This is a genomic window from Burkholderia sp. AU45274 (assembly GCF_030482505.1).
Classification (GTDB): domain Bacteria; phylum Pseudomonadota; class Gammaproteobacteria; order Burkholderiales; family Burkholderiaceae; genus Burkholderia.
Genome location: NZ_JAUJQE010000003.1, coordinates 507,170 through 526,722, shown reverse-complemented (window position 1 = coordinate 526,722; position 19,553 = coordinate 507,170). Strand labels below are relative to the sequence as shown.

Annotated in this window: 17 protein-coding genes; 6 read left to right on the top strand and 11 right to left on the bottom strand. The window is 66.2% G+C overall.

From position 1 onward, the window contains the following. Window positions 1–101: 101 nt before the first annotated feature. The 4 genes from QZM35_RS15150 to QZM35_RS15135 all read right to left on the bottom strand — a co-directional run bounded on the left by QZM35_RS15150 (window position 102) and on the right by QZM35_RS15135 (window position 4,508). Window positions 102–1,088: a TauD/TfdA family dioxygenase gene (locus QZM35_RS15150; protein ID WP_301776256.1), complete on the bottom strand. Its 987-nt coding sequence runs from the start codon at window positions 1,086–1,088 to the stop codon at window positions 102–104. Window positions 1,089–1,164: 76 nt separating this feature from the next. Further along, window positions 1,165–2,475 carry a diaminobutyrate--2-oxoglutarate transaminase family protein gene (locus QZM35_RS15145; RefSeq protein ID WP_301776255.1) on the bottom strand — a complete coding sequence of 437 codons (1,311 nt, stop codon included), beginning with the start codon at window positions 2,473–2,475 and terminating at the stop codon, window positions 1,165–1,167. Window positions 2,476–2,682: 207 nt separating this feature from the next. Then, window positions 2,683–3,633: a UDP-glucuronic acid decarboxylase family protein gene (locus tag QZM35_RS15140; RefSeq protein ID WP_089476337.1), complete on the bottom strand. Its 951-nt coding sequence runs from the start codon at window positions 3,631–3,633 to the stop codon at window positions 2,683–2,685. 155 nt (window positions 3,634–3,788) lie between these two features. Beyond that, window positions 3,789–4,508: a thioesterase II family protein gene (locus QZM35_RS15135; RefSeq protein WP_089433856.1), complete on the bottom strand. Its 720-nt coding sequence runs from the start codon at window positions 4,506–4,508 to the stop codon at window positions 3,789–3,791. Window positions 4,509–4,921: 413 nt separating this feature from the next. On the opposite strand from QZM35_RS15135, the gene QZM35_RS15130 reads away from it, so the two are divergent. The 3 genes from QZM35_RS15130 to QZM35_RS15120 all read left to right on the top strand — a co-directional run bounded on the left by QZM35_RS15130 (window position 4,922) and on the right by QZM35_RS15120 (window position 8,268). After that, complete coding sequence (locus QZM35_RS15130) at window positions 4,922–5,425, top strand: VOC family protein (protein ID WP_254600283.1); 504 nt, start codon at window positions 4,922–4,924, stop codon at window positions 5,423–5,425. Between the two features lie 273 nt (window positions 5,426–5,698). Beyond that, window positions 5,699–7,264 carry a methyl-accepting chemotaxis protein gene (locus QZM35_RS15125; RefSeq protein WP_301776254.1) on the top strand — a complete coding sequence of 522 codons (1,566 nt, stop codon included), beginning with the start codon at window positions 5,699–5,701 and terminating at the stop codon, window positions 7,262–7,264. A gap of 473 nt (window positions 7,265–7,737) precedes the next feature. Next, entirely contained in the window at window positions 7,738–8,268 is a 531-nt protein-coding gene (locus tag QZM35_RS15120; protein WP_089429879.1) for an OsmC family protein, read from the top strand. 196 nt (window positions 8,269–8,464) lie between these two features. Here QZM35_RS15120 and QZM35_RS15115 read toward each other — a convergent pair whose 3' ends face one another. From QZM35_RS15115 to QZM35_RS15105, 3 genes are read right to left on the bottom strand one after another with little or no spacing between them, the layout of a single operon-like run. Beyond that, window positions 8,465–9,286: an ABC transporter ATP-binding protein gene (locus QZM35_RS15115; protein WP_089433854.1), complete on the bottom strand. Its 822-nt coding sequence runs from the start codon at window positions 9,284–9,286 to the stop codon at window positions 8,465–8,467. Further along, window positions 9,283–10,137, bottom strand: coding sequence for an ABC transporter permease (locus QZM35_RS15110; RefSeq protein ID WP_179255336.1), 855 nt, complete (start codon window positions 10,135–10,137; stop codon window positions 9,283–9,285). Before QZM35_RS15110 ends, QZM35_RS15115 begins: the two co-directional genes overlap by 4 nt. Window positions 10,138–10,148: 11 nt before the next feature. Beyond that, window positions 10,149–11,141 carry an aliphatic sulfonate ABC transporter substrate-binding protein gene (locus QZM35_RS15105; RefSeq protein WP_089433853.1) on the bottom strand — a complete coding sequence of 331 codons (993 nt, stop codon included), beginning with the start codon at window positions 11,139–11,141 and terminating at the stop codon, window positions 10,149–10,151. 347 nt (window positions 11,142–11,488) lie between these two features. Between QZM35_RS15105 and QZM35_RS15100 the strand changes: the two genes are divergently transcribed. Then, window positions 11,489–12,916 carry an MFS transporter gene (locus QZM35_RS15100; protein ID WP_089433852.1) on the top strand — a complete coding sequence of 476 codons (1,428 nt, stop codon included), beginning with the start codon at window positions 11,489–11,491 and terminating at the stop codon, window positions 12,914–12,916. A gap of 262 nt (window positions 12,917–13,178) precedes the next feature. Here the strand turns inward: QZM35_RS15100 and QZM35_RS15095 are convergent, their stop codons facing one another. Together QZM35_RS15095 and QZM35_RS15090 are read right to left on the bottom strand one after the other, a co-directional pair. Next, a complete protein-coding gene (locus QZM35_RS15095; protein ID WP_089433851.1) occupies window positions 13,179–14,573 on the bottom strand; it encodes an LLM class flavin-dependent oxidoreductase in 1,395 nt (464 codons plus the stop codon). Continuing rightward, window positions 14,570–15,847, bottom strand: a complete 1,278-nt coding sequence (locus QZM35_RS15090) for an acyl-CoA dehydrogenase family protein (protein ID WP_301776253.1) — start codon at window positions 15,845–15,847, stop codon at window positions 14,570–14,572. Before QZM35_RS15090 ends, QZM35_RS15095 begins: the two co-directional genes overlap by 4 nt. Before the next feature lie 292 nt (window positions 15,848–16,139). Between QZM35_RS15090 and QZM35_RS15085 the strand changes: the two genes are divergently transcribed. After that, window positions 16,140–17,378, top strand: coding sequence for an SfnB family sulfur acquisition oxidoreductase (locus QZM35_RS15085; protein WP_089429873.1), 1,239 nt, complete (start codon window positions 16,140–16,142; stop codon window positions 17,376–17,378). A gap of 205 nt (window positions 17,379–17,583) precedes the next feature. Here the strand turns inward: QZM35_RS15085 and QZM35_RS15080 are convergent, their stop codons facing one another. Continuing rightward, a complete protein-coding gene (locus QZM35_RS15080; RefSeq protein ID WP_089429872.1) occupies window positions 17,584–17,991 on the bottom strand; it encodes a DUF3224 domain-containing protein in 408 nt (135 codons plus the stop codon). 168 nt (window positions 17,992–18,159) lie between these two features. Here QZM35_RS15080 and QZM35_RS15075 point away from each other — a divergent pair, with 168 nt between their 5' ends. Then, complete coding sequence (locus QZM35_RS15075) at window positions 18,160–18,804, top strand: HD domain-containing protein (protein WP_089429871.1); 645 nt, start codon at window positions 18,160–18,162, stop codon at window positions 18,802–18,804. Between the two features lie 17 nt (window positions 18,805–18,821). On the opposite strand, the gene QZM35_RS15070 is transcribed toward QZM35_RS15075, so the two are convergent. Next, a complete protein-coding gene (locus QZM35_RS15070; RefSeq protein WP_089429870.1) occupies window positions 18,822–19,529 on the bottom strand; it encodes an Imm50 family immunity protein in 708 nt (235 codons plus the stop codon). Window positions 19,530–19,553: the final 24 nt, after the last annotated feature.

Below are 19,553 nucleotides of genomic sequence, written 5' to 3'. Positions count from 1 at the left end.
AGAGCATCGCTCTAATCCGACGTCTGCCCCGTAATCCAAGGACACGGCGTTTCGCGCACCGGATCAATACGGCTTGTTATTGAGGTGCACGCTCGCGCTTGCTAACGATCGGCGCTTCCTTCGAGGTCGGGCGCGTACGGGTCCAGCAGTGACACGACGACCTTGCGCTCGCCTTCGAACGGGTTGCGGCCATGCGCGAAGCGCATGTTGTCGACCAGCAGGACGTCGCCTCGCTGCCATGGAAACGTGATCGCGCATGCGCGGAACGCGGTGCGGATCTGCTCGAGGTCGGCGAGATCGAATGGACTCCCGTCGCCGTGGCTGGCATTGCGCGGAATGCGATCCTCGCCGAACAGGCTGACGATCGAACGGGCGAGCGAGGCTTCCAGGTTCGACAGATGGAACAGATGGGCCTGATTGAAGAACACCCGGTCGCCGGTGACCGGATGGTAGGCCACGCCCTGGTTGACCTGGGCGGTGCGCAACGTGTCGTCGTCGAGCCATTCATGCTCGATGCCGTTGTCCGCGCAGAAGGCGGCAACCTGGCTGCGGTCGCGGGTCTGGAACACGGTTTCCCACGGAATGTCGACGTGCCGCCGGTAGTGCCTGACATAGCGGACCTGTTTCGCTTCGAAGTGATCCAGGAGGCGCGGTCCGATTCGGCGGCTCACCTCCCGCATGTCGGCAATCGGCGTTTCGCCGCCGGTCGCGGCCGGCGTCAGGCAACAGAATGCGACTCTCAGCGGCCAGCTTCGTTGATATGCGTTTTCGCAATGAAGGGCGATCGTCTCGCTCGGCGGATACTCGGTTGCGGTGAAGATGCCGTTGCCGATCGAGGTGCGTGGCGTGGAACGATAGACGTAGTCGGACTGATGGGCCGAAATCGCGTGAGCAAACGCTTCGAAGCCGCCCACGGATGAAACGTCGAAGCCGCGAAACAGCAGTGCGCCATGTTCCACCAGCCGGGATTCGAGTGCCGCCCGGTTGTCGTTCACCGCGTGCGCGAGATCACGCCCATTCGACACGGGTTCCAGCAGCCACGGCGAGCTACCCTCGGCAAGCAGCTTGCGTTCCGTCATGCCCAGCATCGTCAATAGTCCTTTCCTGTACGTGGATCACGGCGCAACCGAACGGGTCGGCCTGCATGGTCGCGCCGCGGTGCGGCTAGGCACGGCAGGCCGTTTCCACGGCATGCTCGAAGCGATTGAGGATTTCGTGGATATCCGCTTCCGAAACGATCAGCGGCGGCAGGAACCGGAGTACCGCGCCGTTGCGCCCGCCGGTTTCGACGATGAGCCCGTTTCGCAGGCAGTTCCGCTTGATGGCTTTTGCCCGTTCCGTGTGGGGCGGGCCGGTTCGGCCATGGGTGCCGGGCACGACGACTTCAGCGCCGATCATCAGGCCGCGGCCGCGAATCTGGCCGAGGCACGGAAAGCGTTCGGCAAGCCCCTCGAGGCCGGCCACCAGCAGTTTGCCGACCCGGTCCGCGTGTGCCGACAGATTCTCCCGTTCGACGATGCGCATGGTCGACAAGCCGGCCACCATCGCAATCTGGTTGCCTCGAAAGGTGCCGGCATGCGCGCCCGGCGGCCAGGTGTCCAGGCGCTCGTCGTAGACCACCACCGATAATGGATAGCCGCCGCCGAATGCCTTCGACAGCACGAGTACGTCCGGCCGGATGCCGGAATGTTCGACAGCGAACAGCGCGCCGGTTCGACCGAGTCCGGTCTGCACTTCATCGACGATCAACGGGATTTCATGCCGCAGCGTCAGCTCACGCAACTCGATCAGCCAGGTGTCGGGAGCGGGGATGCAACCCCCTTCGCCTTGCACGACTTCGATGATGATGGCCGCCGGTTTGGTGATCCCGCTCTCCGGATCGGACAGGACGGTCCGGATGTAGTTGATGCTGAGTTGATCGGTCGCCGAGCCGTCGGTGCCGAACGGGCAGCGAAAGGCATAGGGATAGGGCAGGAAATGAACGTCGCGTCCGTTGCCGCCGGCCGATTTCGGCGTGAGGTTTCCCGACACGGCGAGTGCGCCGGCCGTCATGCCGTGGTAGGCGCCGTGGAACGCCATGATCGCCGGGCGGCCCGTATAGTGCCGGGTCAGCTTGATCGCCGCTTCGACGCCGTCCGCCCCACTCGGGCTACAAAACTGGATCTTGCCGGATTCGGCGATCTTCCCGGGCAGGAGCGAGAAAAGCTGCTCGACGAACGCGTGCTTGGCCGGCGTCGCCAGGTCGAGTGCCTGTTGCATCTGATCGGACGACAGAAACCGCATCACGGCTTCATTGACTTCCGGGTGATTGTGTCCGAGCGCGAGCGTGCCCGCATTCGACAGGCAGTCGATGTATTCCTGCCCGTCGGCGTCGCGTACGCGTATGCCCTTCGCATGGGTAAACAGCCGCGGGAAAGAGGTTGCGTAGGTTCGCGCGTTCGATTCGACCTGCTTAAGATACTCGATTTTTTCCATGCGCGAAGATCCGGCTTGCGAGGCGGATTGATGGACACTGGCGCACGAGAATCGCTTCATCCCGGCCAATGGTGTTAACGGTACGACCGGATTGGAGCATGGTCTCCGCATCACGTCTGTCACGTAAAAATGGGACATCGTCCAGGCGACGTCACCCCGTCATGCCATTCCCCTCCGCTCATCGAAGCGGGGCTTCCAGGTGCGCCGTCAGGCAGCGAGCGTCGAACAGAAATAATCGATGGTCCGCCGCAGCCCCGTTTCGAGCCCGATCGTCGGCTCCCAGTCGAGGTGGGCGCGTGCGAGGCTGATGTCGGGGCAACGTTGGGTCGGATCATCCTTTGGCAGCGGACGGAATACGAGCCGCGACTTCGAGCCGGTCAGGCGCAAGATGATCTGCGCCAGTTCGCTGACCGCGATCTCGTGCGGATTGCCGAGGTTGATCGGGCCGGTGAGCTCCGCGGGCGTGGCCATCATCCGGATCAAACCGTCGACCATGTCGTCGACATAGCAGAAGGCCCGGGTCTGGCTGCCGTCGCCATACAGCGTGATGTCGTCGCCGCGCAGCGCCTGCACGATGAAGTTGGACACCACGCGGCCGTCGTTGGGATGCATGCGCGGCCCGTACGTGTTGAAGATGCGGACCACCTTGATGCGTACGTTCTGCTGGCGGTGATAGTCGAAGAACAGCGTCTCCGCGCAACGTTTGCCTTCGTCGTAGCAGGCGCGCGGCCCGAGCGGGTTGACGTTGCCGCGGTAACTTTCCGGTTGCGGGTGCACGTCAGGGTCGCCGTACACCTCGCTCGTCGAGGTTTGCAGAACGCGCGCATGCGTGCGCTTGGCGAGCCCCAGCATGTTGATCGCGCCCATCACGCTGGTCTTGGTGGTCTGCACGGGATCGAATTGATAGTGGATCGGCGAAGCCGGGCAGGCGAGGTTGTAGATCTCGTCCACTTCCACGTACAACGGAAAGGTGACGTCGTGACGCAGCGCCTCGAAGCTCGGGTTGCCGAGCAGCGCCGCGACGTTCTGCTTCGTGCCGGTGAAATAGTTGTCGACGCACAAGACGTCGTGACCGAGTTCGACCAGGCGCTCGCAAAGATGCGAACCGAGGAAACCCGCGCCACCTGTTACGAGGATTCGCTTTCGATTACGTTGCACAATGGCACTCCAAGTATCGCGTGCAGGGAAGCGACGCGGCCTCCCGACTTGCTTGACCGGCCCGCGGCTCCGGCAGGGGAGCGGATCAGGCGCGCGGGCGTTTTCATTCGACGATCACGGCACCGGCCGGCACGCCGATCGCGAGGATCGGCCCGTCATGCCTGCAGTGCGCTCGACGCGGCGTGTTCCGCGCGCCGCATGCGCGCCGCGATGACGCCGGCCATCGTCCGCATTTCGTTTCTCAGAAAGAAATGATCTCCATCGATGACGTGAAAATCGAAGCGCCCGGTCGTCGCGGCGCCCCAGCCCGCAACGGCATCGACGGGGACCTCGTTGTCCCCCCGGCCCGCGAATGCGGTGATATCCACCGCCAGCCTGGGCCCGGGCACGGGCCGGTGGTTTTCGATCAGCGTGAAATCCGCACGCAGCGCCGGCATCAGCAGCGCCATCAGTTCGCCGTTGTCCAGCACCGCTTTCGGTGTGCCGCCCATCTCGCGCAGCGCATCGATGAAGGCGCGATCATCCAGCGCCTGCATGCGCCGATCGTGGCGCTCCTGGCCCGGTGCGGCACGCGCGCTCACGAACAGATGCCGCAGGTTCGGTCGTGCGTGGGCGGGAAGTCGCAGGGCCAGTTCGGCCGCAATCGCCGCGCCCATGCTGTGTCCGAGCAGCGCGAAGGGACGATCGAAGCAGTTGTCCAGGTCGCGCAGCAACGTGTCGACCAGCGTCGACATGTCTCGGATGGCAGGCTCGGACAGGCGGCCGCCTCGGCCGGCAAGTTCATGACGGCGCACTTCGATGCCGGGCAACAAGGTTTGCAGCGCGCGGTAGACGGCGGCCGAGCCGCCCGCATACGGAAAACAGATCAGACGCATGCGAGCGGGGACTCGAGCGGCGCATTGGCTGCCGGCGCACAGGCGATCGCGCTGTGGAAATTCACGGGTTCGGCGTTTGTCACCATTCAGGTTCCAGTCGTTGTTGGCATGGCGATGCGTAGGCAAGCCTCACTTGGAGCGCAACGGGTGCGGCAGCGACGCGCGTGTTGGTTCACACGTCGATAGCCGGTTCGTCGTCGCTGTGTACAAGCAGTGCGTCAAGCACATCGGAATTCATCGAAGCATTGACGGGCTTCATGAACCTTCAAGGTGCGCGCGCCGCCCGGATTCGGAATGCGCCCGATCCGGCTGGGCATGAGTTAAACATGCGGCCGCGCGGATGTATGTCGTAGGAAGAGGGGACGCGCGTCGTCGGACATGTCGAATCCGTCCCTATCTGAATGGAGGGCGGCGTGGACACCGCGGAGTGCAGCGTCGCCCCCTTTGCCCACAGAGGTCGCCCGGCGCACAATACCCGTCGGAAATCTCTTCGGAGGCTGCCCGACATGGCCAGGTTCCAGCCCGATGGATGGCACACCGTCACGCCCCGGATCGTCGTGCCTGATCCTGAAAACCTGATCGAATTCATCCGAACGGTATTTCACGCACAGGGCGAGTACCGCCCGGGGCTGCCCGCGGAAATCAGGATCGGTGATTCCGTCGTGATGATCAGCGGGGAAGATGGCCTGCGTGAGCCGATGCCGGCATTCCTGTACGTGTATGTCGAGGATGCCGACCTGACCTACCGGCGGGCGCTTGCAGCGGGTGCGACCACGCTCGAAGCCCCCGCCGACATGCCGTACGGCGACAGGCGGGCGATGGTGCAGGATCCGTGGGGGAATCGATGGCAGATCGCAACGCATCAGCGCGACCTGTCGGTTGACGAGATTCGTTCGAGGCTGACGAACGGCGGCTAGATACCCGTCGGAGTGCGTCGAAGTGATCAGGATGCCTTTCTTCACTCCCAGATGATCGTCGGCACGGCTTCGCGCACTCGTCACGTACCGCTTCGCCCCTGCCCCTGTCGCAATCGTCAAGATTCACGTCGCGTATCGGTAAAACCTCCCCGTTCCCGCCGCCGTTAACCCGTTCGCAGCCCATGCGCCCCGTGTTGCGACACGGCGCGCGTCTTTCGTGATCCGGAATCCACATCCGCCGCTGGCCGCGCCCGGCCCGCGCAAGGGAACGTCATGCGAAAACAACTCACTATCCGTGGTGGCCTCGTCGCGACCATCGCCGGCTATACCGTGCTGCTCGTGCTGGTGGTCGGCGCGAGCATCGCGGCCCTCTATATGGGCAACGGTTCGCTCGAGGCGATGTACCGCGACGACACCGCGTCGCTGCTGCACCTGAAGACCAGCTCCGAGCGGATGCTCGTGCTGCGCGAACGCATGAGCGACGTCGCGCAGATCATCAGCGCCGGCCACTCGGCCAAGGAAGAGATCGCGAAACTCCGCACGCTCCTCAAGCAGAGCAACGACGAACTGGATGCCTATGCGGGGCTGCACGCGCGCAACGCCGACGAGCAGGCGCTGTTCGACACGCTGCAGAATCGCCGTCGGGCGTTGCTCGACCGCGTGTTCCTGAAGGCGCTCTCGCAACTCGACGGCGACGACGGTTTCGGCTTCCTCGACACGCAACGTACCGCGCCGCCCGAGCTGTTCGCCGCCTACCAGGAGGCGATCGATGCGCTCGAGGCGTTCCAGGTCGCGCGCGAAAAGGCGCGTTATGACGCGGCAGGCGTGCAGTTCCATCGGATCGTGTGGGGGATGGCGGCGGTCGCGGCCCTCGCACTCGTCGTCGGCTTCCTTGCGCAGCGCGTGCTCGCGAAGGCGATCATCGAGCCGATCAAGCTCGCGGTCGACCAGTTCGAGAAGATCTCGACAGGCGACCTGACCGGAACGGTCGTGGTGCCCGGCGAGAACGAGATGGCCTATCTGCTGCATGCGCTGAAACGGATGCAGGACGGCCTCGTCGACACCGTGAACCAGGTGCGTACGAGCACGGAGACGATCGTCGGCGACGTCCGCACGATCGCGAGCGGCAACGTCGACCTGTCGGCGCGCACGGAGCAGCAGGCCGTTTCGCTGCAACAGGCGGCGGCGAGCGTCGAGCAACTGACGGCGGCCGTGCGCCAGAACGCGGACAACGCGCGCGATGCGCGCACCTATGTCGAAGGCGCGGCCGGCATCGCGTCGCGCGGCGGCGAGGCGATGCAACGCGTGGTCGAGACGATGTCGGCGATTTCGCTCAGTTCCACGCGGATCTCCGGGATCGTCGGCGTGATCGAAAGCATCGCATTCCAGACCAACATCCTTGCATTGAACGCTGCCGTCGAAGCCGCGCGCGCCGGCGAGCAGGGGCGTGGCTTCGCCGTCGTCGCGACCGAGGTGCGCGGGCTCGCGCAGCGCTGCGCGTCGGCGGCGAAGGAGATCCGCGAACTGATCGGCCATTCCGCGCAGCGTGTCGAAGACGGCAGCGGGCTCGTCGCACTGGCCGGTTCGGCGATGGCCGAGCTCGTCGCGGCGGTCGAGCGCGTCAATATGATCATGAGCGAAACCGGCCAGGCGTTCGAGGAGCAGGCGTCGGGCATCGAGCAGGTGAACGCCGCGGTCATCCAGATGGAGCAGACGATGCAACGCAATGCCGCGCTGGTCGAGGAGGCCGCGGCCGCCGCGCTGTCGCTCGATGAACAGGGCGCGCGGCTGAGTGCGGCGGTTGCGCAGTTCCGTCTGCGTGACGAGGCGCTCGCCTGATGCACCGATACGGGCGACCGGAGCGGGATCGACGGGCCGGCTTGCCGCCAACGCGGTGCACCGGCGTCGAAGCGGCACATTTCTGGTGCGGACTTCCTGACTGCCGACGTCGACGCGATCCATGCACTGGCGCGGTGAAGCACGACGATCGGCCGATCGCCGAGCGCGATGCGACGCGGTCTGCGTTCAGGGGCCCCGAGGCAGCACGGCGTAGCCGTGATCCTTGCCGGTCAAGGCGGACGGGCAATTTCTCCAACGTTCTCCACAGGGTTATGCACGGAAATTGTGGATAACTCGAGGTAATGAACGGCAGCCGAAAATTGCCGCGCGCGTGCCGCAATGCGACATCACATCCGGCGAATTGCTTTGCTGGATTGATCGTTTAGTGGCGGTCGCGGAAGGGAATAGCATGAAGCTCCCTCTCGATTGGCCGCCGTATGCGCGGCCGGTCATTGCGACCGTATCGACCCGACATGACGACACTGAACGACTATCTCGAACAAAAGCGCGACGCGTGGCTCGCGAAAAAGGAAGCCGCCCGCAGCAATCCCGAACTCAAGGCGACCCCGCTGAAAGCGACCGTGCGCGCGCTGGGCCGCAGCGGCGTGCGGGAGATCCGCATTCGCGACTTCCAGGTGATCAGCGACAGCCCGCCCGATTTCGCGGGCTATAACCTCGGGCCGGCGTCGCCGGAGCTGCAGCTCGGCGTGCTCGGCAGTTGCCTGACGCACATCACGCTGATCCAGGCCGCGGAGCGCGGCCTGAAGATCGACTCGATCGAGGTCGAGGTGACCGGCGACCAGCATCCGCTCGCGCAGCAACCGGGGTTCGAGCATGTGCCGGTGTTCCCGCACAACCTTCGCTATACGCTCGATATCGTCTCGCCCGAACCGCCGGAGACGATTCGGGCACTGCATCAGGCGGTCGAGGCCATCTGCCCGATCTTCAACCTGCTGAGACTGCCGCAGACGATCGACGGCGAGTTGAGACATACGCACGGTTGAAGTGCGCCGGTGAGTTGCGGCATGTCACCTCGCTGAGCGGTGAGCAGGTGCGCGATACCTCGCGCACCCTGGCGGCGCTTCGATACGGCTGCGATTCCTGCAGCACCGGTATTCGATGACGGATGCATCGCCCCGGCGCTGAACGCGTGCCGAATCGGGGCCGGGCGACGCCGGTCGTGAACCGGCGGGCGCGAAGTCAGGCTTCGGAGGCCTGAAGGTCGCGCGGTCGGCGCGTCGTCTCGTCGGCACGATCCTGAAGCTGCTGGAATGCGTCCAGCAGCCGCGCGCGCAGCACGGCCAGCGTCGGGTCGCGCCGATCGCGCGGCCGGGCGACCCCGACGTGGATCTCGTCGTCGATGCGGCCCGGATTGGGCGCGAGCATCAGCACGCGATCGCCGAGATACAGCGCTTCGTCCAGATCGTGCGTGACGACGATCGCGGCCGTCCGGTGCCGCGCGACGACATCGAGCAGCAGCGTCTGCAGCCGCATCCGGGTGATCGCATCGACCGCGCTGAACGGTTCGTCGAGCAGCAGCAGGTCGGGCTCGCCGAACAGCCCGCGCGCGATCGCCGCGCGCTGCGCCATCCCGCCCGACAACGTGGCCGGCAGTTGCCGGGCGACCCCGGCCAGGCCGACTTCGTCGAGCAGCCGTGCGACGGCCGGCTCGCGGCCGCCGCGCGGGCCGGCCGCAAAGCCGACGTTGTCCGCGATCGATAGCCACGGCAGCAGCCGCGGCTCCTGGAAGATCACACCGGCGCGCGGGGACGGGCCGTCGAGTGCGACGCCGCCCAGCTTCACGCTGCCGCGGAAATCCGTATCGAGGCCGGCGACGATCCGCAGCAGCGTGCTCTTGCCGCAACCACTCGGGCCGACCACGCAGACGATCTCGCCGCGCGCAACCTGCAGCGGGACATCGGCGAGGATCGTGCGATCGCCGTAAAGCTTGCGGGTGATGCGCACGTCGAGCAGCGGTGTCGCGGTGCGCGCCGCCGTGTGTGCGGAAGAACGTGTGCTCATGCCGACCCTTTACGTGGCGTGTGGTCGAATGCATCGCGCCAGCCGAGCCAGCGCGACTCGATGCGCGCCATCGCGCCGTCGGTCAGCTTGCCGAGCAGCGCCAGCAGCAGGATCGCCCCGAACACGAGATCCGGGCGGCCGGTTTCGCGGCCGTCGCTCAACAGGAAGCCGAGCCCGCGCGTGGCCGCGATCAGCTCCGCGGCCACCATGAACATCCACGCGAGGCTGAGGCCGGTGCGCAAGCCGGTGACGATCTGCGGCAGCGCGGCCGGCAGCAGGATGCGGCGGAACAGCGCGAACGGGCCGAGCCGGTACACCGCGCCGAGTTCGACGAGCTTGCGGTCGACGTCGCGAATGCCGGCGACCACCGCGAGGTGGACCGGGAAGAACGCGCCGATGGCGATCAGCGTGATCTTCGGTGCTTCATCGATGCCGAGCCACAGCAGCAACACCGGCACCCACGCGAGCGACGGAATCGCGCGCAGCGCCTGGAACGTCGGTTCGAACAGCGCGTCGATCCGGCGGCTCAGGCCCATCGCCGCGCCGACGACGAGCGCGAGTCCGGCGCCCGCCGCAAACCCCGCCGCGACCCGCAGCGTACTCGCGCCGACATGGCGCGCCACGCGCGTGACGCCGAGGCGGGCGAGCGTGTCGAGAATCTCGCTCGGGGCGGGGACGAGATGATTCGGCAGCCAGCCCTGCCGCACGACGACCTCCAGCAACGCGAGCGCCGCGAACGGCAGCGCGAGGCCCGCGATCCGCCACCGGCGAAGCGGATCGCGCCGGCCAGCGGGCGGCGAAGCGGGGCGGCGGGGCGCGAGCGTGTCGTCGCGGGCGGCGGTGTCGGTCATGGGCGGCAGTCTCAGCGCGATGCGTCGACGAGCGGGCGCGCGAACGACGGATCGATCAGCGTATCGACGATCTTCGCGGGATCGACTCCGGGCTTGGTCAGCTGTTCGGCCGTCAATACGGGGGCGGCCGCCTTCAGCGCCGCGCGCTGGGTGTCGCCCGGAACGGGATCGCTGAAGTCGTTGCGCTGCAGCTGCAGTTTCGCCACCGGCAGCGATACCTTCGATTCGTCGGCGACGATCTGCGCGGTGTCGGCCGGATGCGCGACGATCCACTGGCGCGCGCGATCGTAGACCTTCAGCACGCGCGTGACCGCCTGCGGATACTGGCTGGCGAACGCGTCGCGGACGTTCAGGAAGCCATAGGTGTTGAACGCGACATTGCGATAGAGCAGGCGCGCGCCGTCGTCGAGCTGGGCCGCGGCCATGTGCGGATCGAGGCCGGCCCACGCATCGACCTGGCCGTTCGCAAGCGCGGTGCGCCCGTCCGGATGCTGCAGGTTGACGATCTCGACGTCGTCGCGGGTCAGGCCGACCGTGTGCAGCGCGCGTAGCGTGAACAGGAACGGATCGGTGCCGCGCGTCGCGGCGATTTTCTTGCCCTTCAGGTCGGCGAGCGAGCGGATCGGCGAATCCTTGCGGACCACCAGCGCGGTCCACTCGGGGCGCGAGAACACGTAGACCGTATGGATCGGGTTGCCGTTCGCACGCGCGAGCACCGACGCGAGACCCGCGGCGGAACCGAAATCGACCGCGCCGCTGTTCAGGTATTCGAGCGCACGATTGCTGCCCAGGCTCAGCACCCAGCGAATCGACGTGCGGTCGGCCTTGAATTCGTCTTCGAGCCAACCGAAGTGGCGGATCACCAGGCTCTCCGGTGAGTAGTACGCATAGTCGACGCGGATCTCCGCGGGCGTCGCGGCGCGTGCGTGCACCGAGACGAGGCTGGCGAGCGCGGCAACGACGAGGGCCGCGGATTGCCACGCGCGGGACCAGGACAGCTTCATCGGGGATTCTCCGGAAGGGCGGCAAGATGCCGCGAACAGGCAGGGTGACCGGCCAATGTAACGAAGCATCGGCGCGCCGTGAACGAAGAAATCCGCGATTGAACATGCACGCTGCTGCTAAGCGTGGATGGCGAGCAACTTTATGACGCGGGCCGATTAATTTATCGATTTATATCGCTTGGGATAACGGAATCGGGAGAACAGAATGCGTGCTGCCGGAACGTGATGGCGTCGCGTGTCGAGCGGCGTCTGGCCGCGCATGGTCGCTGTCGATCGCGAATGAATATGCCCGACTTCCGGCTTCATGCGGACATCGCCGATCATTCGGCGAAAAACTAAGGAATGCGATGAGTTCGATCGATCTGAACGCCGTTACACCGGTTTCCTCGCCCATTCGCTCGGCAAGCGACGTCGCGCGCCTGATCAACACGGTGGACAGCTCGGTCAGCCATGCCCGGATGATCGTGCTGCTGGCGCTGGGCGGCGTGTTTCTCGATGCGTACGACCTGACGACGCTGTCCTACGGGATCGACGACGTGGCGCGCGAGTTCGGCCTGACACCGGCACTGACCGGGCTGGTCGGGTCGGCGATCATGATCGGCACGATCTTCGGCAGCCTGATCGGCGGATGGCTGACCGACAAGATCGGCCGCTATCAGGTGTTCATGGCCGACATGCTGTTTTTCGTGGTCGCGGCGATCGCGGCCGGGCTCGCGCCGAACGTGTGGGTGCTGATCGGCGCGCGCTTCGTGATGGGGCTCGGGGTCGGCATCGACCTGCCGGTCGCGATGGCGTTTCTCGCGGAATTCTCGAAGTTCAACGGCCGCGGCAACAAGGCGTCGCGGCTCGCGGCGTGGTGCCCGATGTGGTACGTGGCGTCGTCGGTCTGCTTCCTGCTGATCTTCGGGTTGTATTTCCTGCTGCCCGCCGAGCATGCGGGATGGCTGTGGCGCGCGTCGCTGATCTTCGGTGCGGTGCCGGCGCTCGTCATCATTCTGTTCAGGAACCGGTTCATGAACGAGTCGCCGCTGTGGGCCGCGAACCAGGGTGACCTGGCCAACGCCGCGCGGATTCTGCGCGAGTCGTACGGGATTCATGCGCACGAAGCAGAGGACGCCCGACGCGCGCCGAGCCAGCCGCCCGTGCGCATTCGTGTGCTGTTCCAGCGCCCGTACCTGGGACGCACGATCGTCGCCAGCGTGATGAACCTGTGCATCCCGTTCGAATACACGGCGATCGCGTTCTTCCTGCCGTCGATCCTGTCGCAGTTTCTCGGCGCGGGCGTGTTCGAAACGATCGCGGCGTCGCTGGCGCTGAACGTGCTGTTTGCGTTCACCGGCGGCTTGCTGGGCATGCGCCTTGCCCATCGCCATGCGTCACGCCATGTCGCGATCGCGGGCTTCGCGCTGCAGTTCGTCGCGCTCGTGGCGCTCGCGCTGGCAGGGCATCCGCATGGCGCGCTCGCGATCGGCTTCGTGCTGCTGATGCTGGGCACCTGGCTGTTCGCCGAAGGGTTCGGGCCCGGCGCGCAGATGATGATCTACCCGACGCTGTCGTATCCGGCGGCGATCCGCGGCACCGGCGTCGGCTTCGGGCGTTCGCTGTGCGGCATCGGTCAGGCGCTCGCGCTGTTCGTGCTGCCGATCCTGCAGGCGCGGCTCGGCACGGACATGTTCTGGGTCGTCGCGATCAGCGCCGCCACGCCGATCGTGTTCCTGTTGATCGTGCGTTATGAGCCGACGGCGCGTGATATCGATGATGACGGCGGTGTTTGAACGCGGTCGAGGTCGCTCATCCTCAGGGAAACGCGTGTACGGTGGGTGCGCGCGTCGTCGTGGGTTGCCGCAGCCGCACGTTTCGCCCGCTCGATGGACGAGCGCGGAAGCGGAGCCCGCATCGGGTGTCGAATGAGGGGGAAGGGGCGATCAGGTGGCGGCGTGCCGGGCGAGTGTCGGCCCGACGCACCAGTTGTTGCTCATCGTGAAGCCGGTCGGCCCGCACACGGCAGGCCGACCAGCCGCCGAATGGTCGTCACGCTCAGGCGGCTACCCGCTCGGCATCGCGCTTGACCTGCTCGATGTCGCGATACTGCGCGGCCGGATGCTCGTCCGGCAGCCGCGCCGACCCGCCGAACAGTTTCTCGCGCAGCGTGCCCGGCGCATAGCCGGTCGGATACACGCCACGCCGCTGCAACTCGGGCACGAGAAAACGCACGACATCCTCGAAGGTTTCGTGCGCCACCGCATACGCGAGGTTGAAGCCGTCCACGTCGGTGGCGGCGACCCATTCCTGCAGGATGTCCGCGACGGTTTCCGCCGACCCGACGAACACCGGCCCCAGGCCGCCGATGCCGCCCCAGGCCGCCAGTTCCTCGATCGTCCACGCGGTGTCACCGCCCGCGAGGTGCTCGACCGCCGACACGATCGCATTCGTTTCGACGCGCCGGACGGGATCGTTCGGCGCGTACTGGCCGAAGTCGATGCCGGTCCAGCCGGACATGAACACCAGCGACCCGTCATACGACACGTACTTGCGGTATTCGTCGAACTTGGCCTGCGCCTTCTCGTCGGTCTCGTCGACGATCACGGTGACGAGGTTGTAGATCAGGACCTTGCTCGCGTCGCGCCCGGCGGCCGCGGCCTGCGCGCGCACGTCGGCCACGTAGCGCGCGAGCTGCGGGCGCGTCGGCGCGGCGACGAACACGCATTCCGCGTGCTGCGCCGCGAACGCCTTGCCGGGGCCGGACGCGCCGGCCTGGAACAGCACCGGCGTGCGCTGCGGCGACGGCTCGCACAGGTGGTAGCCGGGCACGTCGAAGAAACGGCCCTTGTGGCCGATCTCGTGCACCTTCTCGGGATGCGTGAACACGCGGCCGTCGCGATCGCGCACGACCGCGCCGTCTTCCCAGCTGCCCTCGAACAGCTTGTACAGCACCTCGACGTATTCGGCCGCGACCGCATAGCGGTCGTCGTGCGTGCGCAGGCCGTTGTCGCCGACGTTCTTCGCACCGCTTTCAAGGTAGGACGTGACGATGTTCCACGCGAGCCGGCCCTTCGTGTGATGGTCGGCGGTCGACAGCCGGCGTGCGAACGTGTACGGGTGCTCGAACGTCGTCGATGCAGTGATGCCGATGCCGAGATGCTCGGTCGCCATCGCGATCGGCGCGGCGAGCTGCAGCGGATCGTTGACCGGGATCTGCGCGGCCTGGTGCAGCGCGTGGTAATTGCTGCCCTTGTAGACGTCGTAGTAGCCGATCACGTCCGCGATGAAGATCGCGTCGAAAATCCCGCGTTCGAGCACACGGGCGAGGTCGGTCCAGTAGTCGAGATCCTTGTATTGCCACGACCGGTCGCGCGGATGCGCCCACAGCCCGGGCGACTGATGGCCGACGCAGTTCATCTCGAACGCATTGAAGCGGATGGTCTTGCTCATTGGGCGGCTCCTGTCTCTGCATGCGTGCTCGTGTTTGAACTCGCACCCGGGCCGTTGCCGATCTGCCAGACGAACGGCGGCGTGCGCCCGTTGATGACCCAGTCGCCGACGATCCGCGCCTTGTAGACGAGCGGATTGTGCGACGACACGGTGCGCGCGTTGCGCCAGTGACGATCGAGCGCCGTCGTGCTGCGGGTTGCCGACGCACCGAGCGCGTCGAACAGGCGCGTCGCCGCGCGCAGCACGAGGTCAGAGACGACGAGCTGGCTTTGCGCGGATTCGATCTCGGCCGCCACGTTCGCATCGTGCTCGGCCGCCTCGTCGCCGCCGAAGTGCGCCTCATAGGCCCGTTGCAGCGGCTGCGCGGCGCGCAGCGCGAGCGCGTCGGCCGCATAGGCCCACGACGCGATTTCGCCGATCACCTGCTGCAGCTGCGCGTCGTCGGCCGCGCGCGGGGCGTTGCCGTGGCTGTACACGCGGGTGCGGCGGCGCACCAGGTCGCCCGCGTCGCGCACGATCGCGTGGCCGATGCCGGCCAGCGTCGCGACGTGGAAGAGCTGGTAGAACGCCGTCTGGTACTTGAAGCGTCGCGCGAAGTCGATCACGTCCCGCGCGTCGACCGTCGCGTCCTCGAAGCGCGTGGTGCCGCTGCCGGTCGTCGTCTGGCCGAAGCCGTCCCAGTCGTCTTCGCGGATCACGCCGGGCTGCGCGGTCGCGACGGCGACGATCACGTCGCGGCCGTCGTCCGCGCGCTGCGCGAACACGTCGATCCAGTCGGCGAACAGGCTGCCGGTGCTGTAGAACTTCCGGCCGTTCAGCACGAGCCGGCCATTCTTTTCAGATACCTTCGTGATGGTCTGGCCGAGCGCCACGTCGCCGGTTTCCGTCCATGCATTGCCGACGAGCTGGCCGCTCGCGAAGCGGTCGAACCAGGTCTGGCGATCGGCGCCGGGCGGCGCGTTCAGCCAGTCCTCGACGAACGCGAAGTGCCCGCGCAAGGCCTGCGGCAGATTGGAATCGGCGGTAGCGAGTTCGGTCAGCAGCCGGAACAGCTGCGGCAGCGACGCGCCGGCGCCGCCATCGCGCACCGGCAGCCGCACGGCGCCGAAGCCTGCGGCCTTCAGCCAGCCGATCGCCTCGTGCGGCAGCTCTCGGCGGCGTTCGCGTTCCGCGGTGCCGGCCGCGATGCGTTCGAAGATCGGCCTGAAGCGGCTGGCAAGCGCGTCATAGTCAGTGCCGGTGGAAAGTTCGGTTGCTGCGGGAGACGAAGTCATGCGGTGATCCTTGAAAGGCAGGGCCGTCGATGCCGGCAGGCCAGTATAGGAAGCACGCTGCTGACGATCCAATAACGGATTCGTACATCGTTATCGTCACCGGGCATTACGCGGGCGAGGCGGTGTGGCATCGATGCCGGGGCGTCGATATCGTCGCTGACGCGTGGTGCATTGCGGGCCGTGCACCGCATCGTTTGTCATGCGAAGGAATATCGTTGTGCGAATCGCTCGGTTTGCCGGCGTACGGCGTGCTGCTAGATTGAATGTTTCCGTCAATCAGCAGGAGAGCCCGATGTCAGAGACGAGCGCCACGATCCAGGAACGGCCGGCCGATCCGCAACCGCAGGCGGCCCGCGTGATCGCCGACGACGCGCAGGCCATCGCGGCCGCGCACGCGCTTGCGCAGCGGCTCGCGGAAGGCGCGGCCGAACGCGACCGGGAGCGCCGGCTGCCGCGTGACGAGATCGAATGGTTCTCGCAGTCGGGGCTGTGGGCCATCACCGTGCCGAAGGCGTACGGCGGCGCGGGCGTGTCGCACGTGACGCTGACCGAGGTGGTGAAGATCGTCGCGGCGGCCGATCCGTCGCTCGGGCAGTTGCCGCAGAATCATTTCGGGCTGGTCGACGTGATTGCGCTGACCGGCACCGACGCGCAGAAGCGCCACCTGTTCTCGGAAGTGCTGAGCGGCAAGCGGTTCGGCAACGGCTTTTCGGAGAAGGGCACGAAGCACGTGCTCGATCTGAAGACGCGCGTGCGGCGGGACGGCGACGATTACGTCGTCGACGGCACCAAGTTCTATTCGACCGGCGCGCTGTTCGCGCATTACGTGCCGGTGCTCGGCCTCGACGACACGGGCCAAGCGTGGCTCGCGTACATTCGCCAGCCCGCGCCGGGGCTGACCGTAATCGACGACTGGTCGGGGTTCGGGCAACGAACCACCGCGAGCGGCACCGTCGTGCTCGACAACGTGCGCGTGCCGGCGTCGCACGTGCTGCCGGCGCAGCGCGTGTCCGACCTGCCGACGCTGAACGGCCCGCTGTCGCAGATCATCCAGGCCGCGATCGACGCGGGCATCGCGAAGGCCGCGCTCGACGATACGCTGGCGTTCGTGCGCTCGCGCACGCGACCGTGGGTCGACAGCGGCGTCGAGCGGGCGGCCGACGATCCGCTGACGATTCGCGAGGTCGGCCATCTGCACATCCAGCTGCATGCGGCGGAGGCGCTGCTCGAGCGCGCGGCGCGTACGCTCGACGAGATCGCGGCGCGCGGCGACGTGACCGAGGACGACGTCGCACGTGCATCGGTGGCGGTGGGCGAGGCGAAGGTGCTGACGACGGAAATCGCGCTGCTCGCGGGCGAGAAGCTGTTCGAGCTGGCGGGCACGCAGTCGACGCTGGCCGAGCACAACCTCGACCGGCACTGGCGCAATGCACGCACGCATACGCTGCACGATCCGGTGCGCTGGAAATATCACCTCGTCGGCAATTACTACCTGAACGGCGTGCGGCCGGCGCGCCATGCGTGGAATTGAACGCGTGACGATCGTGGTGTCATGGCTCGGTGACGGGTGAGTGCGTCATCGCGGTCGAACGCATCTGCGTGATCACGAGCGAACCCGGTAGTGCGTTCGTCGGAGCGCAATTGCCGGGTATCGGGCACGTGAATGCTGCATGGACGGCGTCATTGCCCCGGCGCGGCGACACCACGAAGCAGCCGCATCGGCTGCACGAGCCGGCTTACCGAGGCGATTCCGGCAACGTGTAGTCGAAGCGGTACGAATGCAGGCCGTTGTCGATGGTGATGATCATCGAGCCGGCGAGCCCCAGCAGTTCACCCGTGCCGGAATCGGGCACGACGGTGATCGACTGCTGCGGCTGCCCGCGTGTCATGGTGGAGCTGTGCTGCAGGACGAAACTGCCGTGGCGGCCGCCCAGCGCGCCTTGCACGGTTTCCATCGCCACATAGCCGGCGGAGCCCGGGATGCTGCTTCGAAACGCTAGCATCTCTCCCTGGCTGACGGCTTCCAGGTCGCCGTGATACTGCTTGTCCAGCGACATGCGGCCGAGCCCGGTCTGTTCCGCGACGGCACTCAGGGATTCCGGATTCAGCTTCACTTCAAACGGACCATTGGCCAGCAGTGTCATTGCAGCGCTCCTCGTCGAATTGGCAACCCGCACTATAAGGCAACCGGGTTCTGCTGGAGGTTGTAGTTTGCTTGATATACCGGAATCACGGGCAGAACGGATAGCGGATCGTATGCCGCGCGGCGCTTGCGGCGATAATCGGCATCCCGACCTCGACCGCTTTCCCCGATGACTTTCCCTGCGTTCGCACCCTTTCAGGATCTGGCCAACACCTTGCTGGCGCACTGGCGCGATGCCAATGGCGACGGCGCGCACGACACGTCGCATCTGCAACGCGTGTGGAAGAACGCGGCCGCGATCCAGGCGAAGGAGGGCGGCGACGCGGAGGTGCTGTTGGCGGCGACGCTGCTGCACGACTGCGTGGCGGTGGAGAAAGATTCCCCGCTTCGCGCGCACGCATCGCGGCTGTCGGCGGAGAAGGCCCGGCAGGTGCTGAAGTCGCTGGACTGGCCGGATGCGAAGATCGACGCGGTTGCGCATGCGGTCGAGGCGCACAGTTTTTCGGCCGGTGTCGCGCCGAAGACGATTGAAGCCAAGGTGCTGCAGGACGCCGACCGGCTCGATGCGATCGGCATGGTGGGCGTCGCGCGGTGCTTTTATGTCGCGGGCCGGATGGGCAGCGCGTTGTACGACCCGGCGGATCCGCACGCATCGGCACGGGCGCTCGACGACACGCGATTCGCGATCGATCACTTCCGCACGAAACTGCTGAGGCTTTCAACCGGTTTTCAGACCGTCACCGGCACGCGTATGGCGATCGTTCGCCGCGATCGATTGCAGCGCTTTCTCGACGAGTTCTCCGACGAAATCTGACTGTGCCGATGTGGCTTTCAGATGCCGACGTCGTCTGCCGCGCAGGGCTCGATGCGGATGACGGTCGCGGCACGACAGTAGAGCAGGATCCCGAAGCCGGTCGACGGATACAGGTCGATCTGGATGCGGCCATCGTCGCAATGAGAAAACCGCAGATCGTAAATCCACGACGGGAGCGCGACATTTTCCGTCGCGAACTCGGTTCCCTCTACGTCCTCGAACAGGAACGTAATCCGGCAAGGCGTTTGCGGCCCTTTCCATGCCGGATTGTCTTGCCCGGCATGACGGATCGTGAGTTCCATATCCGTTTGCCATCCACCGTTCACGTTGACCCGGCGCAGTGCGATGGCCAGTACCCCGGCGTCATGAAATTTCGGCCAGTAGCCGTAGACGCTGCGTATCAGCCACGCATGCTCGACCGCGCTCTCGTCCGTCTCCTTGCGGTTTCTGTATTGATCCGATTCCCACGACTCGGGCAAGCCCTCGACCATCGCTTCGAGCTGCTTGACCAGATACCGTTCCGCTTCTTCGAGCGAGCCCCGGAAATCGAGCGTGGTCGCCGCGCAGCCGATGCGGCCGTGGTGCGCCGCCTGCACGATCTCGTAGCCGACGGTGATCGCTCCGTCACTGTGCGGGCTCAGGTAGTAGCCGATGTCATAGGTCAGCCGGCGCGCATTCTGCCGAACGTAGTGGAGCGTGTTGGGGTAGTTCGACTGAAGCGGCATGCTGTTCTCTCGGTATGGTTGGCT

Coding starts and splice junctions, on each gene's coding strand:
- QZM35_RS15095 (WP_089433851.1), bottom strand. CDS start 14,573: ATGAGCAAGACCATCCGCTTCAATGCGTTCGAGATGAACTGCGTCGGC.
- QZM35_RS15070 (WP_089429870.1), bottom strand. CDS start 19,529: ATGCCGCTTCAGTCGAACTACCCCAACACGCTCCACTACGTTCGGCAG.
- QZM35_RS15120 (WP_089429879.1), top strand. CDS start 7,738: ATGACGACACTGAACGACTATCTCGAACAAAAGCGCGACGCGTGGCTC.
- QZM35_RS15125 (WP_301776254.1), top strand. CDS start 5,699: ATGCGAAAACAACTCACTATCCGTGGTGGCCTCGTCGCGACCATCGCC.
- QZM35_RS15110 (WP_179255336.1), bottom strand. CDS start 10,137: ATGACCGACACCGCCGCCCGCGACGACACGCTCGCGCCCCGCCGCCCC.
- QZM35_RS15085 (WP_089429873.1), top strand. CDS start 16,140: ATGTCAGAGACGAGCGCCACGATCCAGGAACGGCCGGCCGATCCGCAA.
- QZM35_RS15075 (WP_089429871.1), top strand. CDS start 18,160: ATGACTTTCCCTGCGTTCGCACCCTTTCAGGATCTGGCCAACACCTTG.
- QZM35_RS15080 (WP_089429872.1), bottom strand. CDS start 17,991: ATGACACTGCTGGCCAATGGTCCGTTTGAAGTGAAGCTGAATCCGGAA.
- QZM35_RS15150 (WP_301776256.1), bottom strand. CDS start 1,088: ATGCTGGGCATGACGGAACGCAAGCTGCTTGCCGAGGGTAGCTCGCCG.
- QZM35_RS15115 (WP_089433854.1), bottom strand. CDS start 9,286: ATGAGCACACGTTCTTCCGCACACACGGCGGCGCGCACCGCGACACCG.
- QZM35_RS15145 (WP_301776255.1), bottom strand. CDS start 2,475: ATGGAAAAAATCGAGTATCTTAAGCAGGTCGAATCGAACGCGCGAACC.
- QZM35_RS15090 (WP_301776253.1), bottom strand. CDS start 15,847: ATGACTTCGTCTCCCGCAGCAACCGAACTTTCCACCGGCACTGACTAT.
- QZM35_RS15135 (WP_089433856.1), bottom strand. CDS start 4,508: ATGCGTCTGATCTGTTTTCCGTATGCGGGCGGCTCGGCCGCCGTCTAC.
- QZM35_RS15100 (WP_089433852.1), top strand. CDS start 11,489: ATGAGTTCGATCGATCTGAACGCCGTTACACCGGTTTCCTCGCCCATT.
- QZM35_RS15105 (WP_089433853.1), bottom strand. CDS start 11,141: ATGAAGCTGTCCTGGTCCCGCGCGTGGCAATCCGCGGCCCTCGTCGTT.